The organism is Sphingorhabdus sp. (assembly GCF_023910635.1).
Taxonomy (GTDB): Bacteria; Pseudomonadota; Alphaproteobacteria; order Sphingomonadales; family Sphingomonadaceae; genus Sphingorhabdus_B.
The window spans coordinates 1-2,249 of record NZ_JAAVVZ010000068.1; the positions used below are offsets into that span (position 1 = coordinate 1).

The 2,249-nt window shown below is 51.8% G+C and carries 2 protein-coding genes and 1 pseudogene; all 3 read left to right on the plus strand.

The genetic code is table 11. The annotated features are described in order from the left end of the window. Positions 1 to 252, plus strand: a pseudogene (locus HEQ34_RS14155) (UDP-N-acetylmuramate--alanine ligase); the annotation flags it as partial. 501 nt (positions 253 to 753) lie between these two features. After that, entirely contained in the window at positions 754 to 1,002 is a 249-nt protein-coding gene (locus HEQ34_RS14160; RefSeq protein ID WP_296201551.1) for a DUF1902 domain-containing protein, read from the plus strand. Positions 1,003 to 1,091: 89 nt separating this feature from the next. Beyond that, on the plus strand, positions 1,092 to 2,081 hold the full coding sequence (locus HEQ34_RS14165) for a hypothetical protein (RefSeq protein WP_296201552.1): 990 nt from the start codon (positions 1,092 to 1,094) through the stop codon (positions 2,079 to 2,081). Positions 2,082 to 2,249: the final 168 nt, after the last annotated feature.

Sequence of the window (2,249 nt, forward strand, 5' to 3'; positions counted from 1 at the left end):
CATCTGCTCCTCTGCGACCCCGTCTATTTTGGCGGCACCGTGGACAAAAGCATCGGCAGCCAAAGCATCACCGACGCCGTGGCCAAAGCTGGCCGTAACGCCGAATATATCCCGACCCGCGAAGACTGCGGGGAGCGTATCGTCGAACTGGCGAGGCCCGGCGACCGGATTGTGATCATGGGGGCAAGGGATGATACGTTGAGCGGGTTTGCGGGGGAACTTTTGAAATCCGCAGCAAAAATGAATTATTGATGTTGCAACCCGTTTGTTGTAGGACGCTGGGGTCAATGTCAGGCATTAGCCTTTGATACTGGGCCTTCACCATTGCCGTGGTGGGGGCCCAAATCATTGTGGGATCAGGTTGCCGCCCGACCCCACCCCGTGTGCTTACTTGGTTTTTGTCACTTCAACGACTTTGAGGATCAAAGTCGCAAAAGCAAACATGACGCCAAGGAAAATGCACAATTCTGTCAATGTCATACATACTCCTTATCAACTGACGGCGGTATTGCCGTCACAACCCGATTAAAGTCTCGGACAAGTTTGTCCACGGATGTGTCGTTGTCCCCAGATAAATGTGGATGTGTTGGATAGGGTGATCGGGTTCACGCAGAGGCGCAGAGGCGCTGAGATTTCCCATGAACCCTCTGCGATCTCCGCGCCTCTGCGTGAACCAAAAATGCCGAGGTCTTTTGGCCATAGACAAAGCTCAAGTTCTCCTTCATATTTTTTGGACATTTTTAGGAGGCAGTCATGGCGGAATGGACAGTGCGGGCGGATTATGATCCCGACTCCAAAAGCTGGTATGTTTTCGACAGCGATGTGCCAGGACTCTCAACCGGCGCGGACTCGCTTGAGGAGCTTGAGGCCAAGCTGCCCGGAATGATTGTCGAGTTGCTCGCACTTAACGAACATCTTTTCGACGACAATTCCCGCATCAATGGGCCACACAGCTTCCGGCTGGTCGCCCATCACGAGGCTTTCCGCGCCATAGCCGCCTGATGGCGGCTGGATTGTCATGATGGGGGCAAGCGTTTGCGGGGGAACTTTTGGGGCGGGTGGGCAATGCCAACTTTTAGATCATGTCCCAAGTGAACGTTGATACCCTCTTTAGTAAGGCGAATTCAATCATCGCGCGGCTCCCGACTAAGCCGGATGAGAGTAGCTTTTATGATTTGGTGGATACCACAACGCCGAAAAAGTTTCAGCAGTGGAATGACACGGCGCATCAACTACTTGAGCTGGCGGCCGATGCCCCGCTGGAGAAAGGTTCCTATTTTGAATTTTGGGCATCCGACGCATTTGTTGCATTAGGCGAACTGACGCGAGCTATTGCCGTAGCGCCAATCCCTATGCTCGGCGCACGCAGTTCGATGCAAACAGATCGATTGCTGACGCTTAAAATGGTGTTAAGTCAAAAGGTGTCTGGCAGAGATATTGCAACGTTGTTTGGTCCTAAACTCACTCGCTTCGGGCGAGAAAACATTACCGGAATATCACAGTATTTGGAAACTCGAGTTTCTGAGATTCAAGAGCATGAGGGCCGAAATCTTCTGTCTGAATGGGCTCCAGATTCGCACAAGCATTTGCATGGGATGACATTGTTCTCCGGGCACATGAGCTACATTCTAACGCCAGACATCATTGGACACTATTTCAGCTTGTCCTCTAAGGCGCAGCAAGAATGTATCACGCTAATGCGTGATGCTGAGAATACTTTCAGAGAAGAGGCTGACCTTCCTCGTGTGGGGGAGGGTTGGATAGCAGAAACAGCTCTTTACTATGCGGTGAAATCTGCCTTTCCCGAAATTTCTGTTGTTCAGCATGGCCGTCCCATTTGGCTGGGTCGGCAACATTTAGACATTTATCTACCTGAGCAAAAAGTAGCACTGGAATACCAAGGTGAGCAACACGATCGGCCAATTGCCTTCTTCGGAGGTGAGGAGGCTTTCCAGAGGAACGTTCAGCGCGATCAAATCAAGCGAGCAAAATGCAAACGACATGGCGTCACGTTGATATATGTTCGAGAAGGTTATCTGTTTTCCGATGTGGTGCAGCAGATTAAGAAAGCTCTAGCATAGCAAGTCATAGGGACTTCGGGATATTGGCGAATCGCTTGCATTCCGCGCCAATCCCCCCTAAGCGCCCCACTTCGCTCAGGTCCGCCTGACCGAAATCGAAGAAGGCCGGAGGGGCGTATGCATGGTGCTGCGTCAGCGATCGGTAGGAACAAGGAAACGCCCATGTCT

Bases quoted from the DNA above. Each gene is read 5' to 3' on its own strand.
- HEQ34_RS14160 (WP_296201551.1), top strand. From the start codon at position 754: ATGGCGGAATGGACAGTGCGGGCGGATTATGATCCCGACTCCAAAAGC.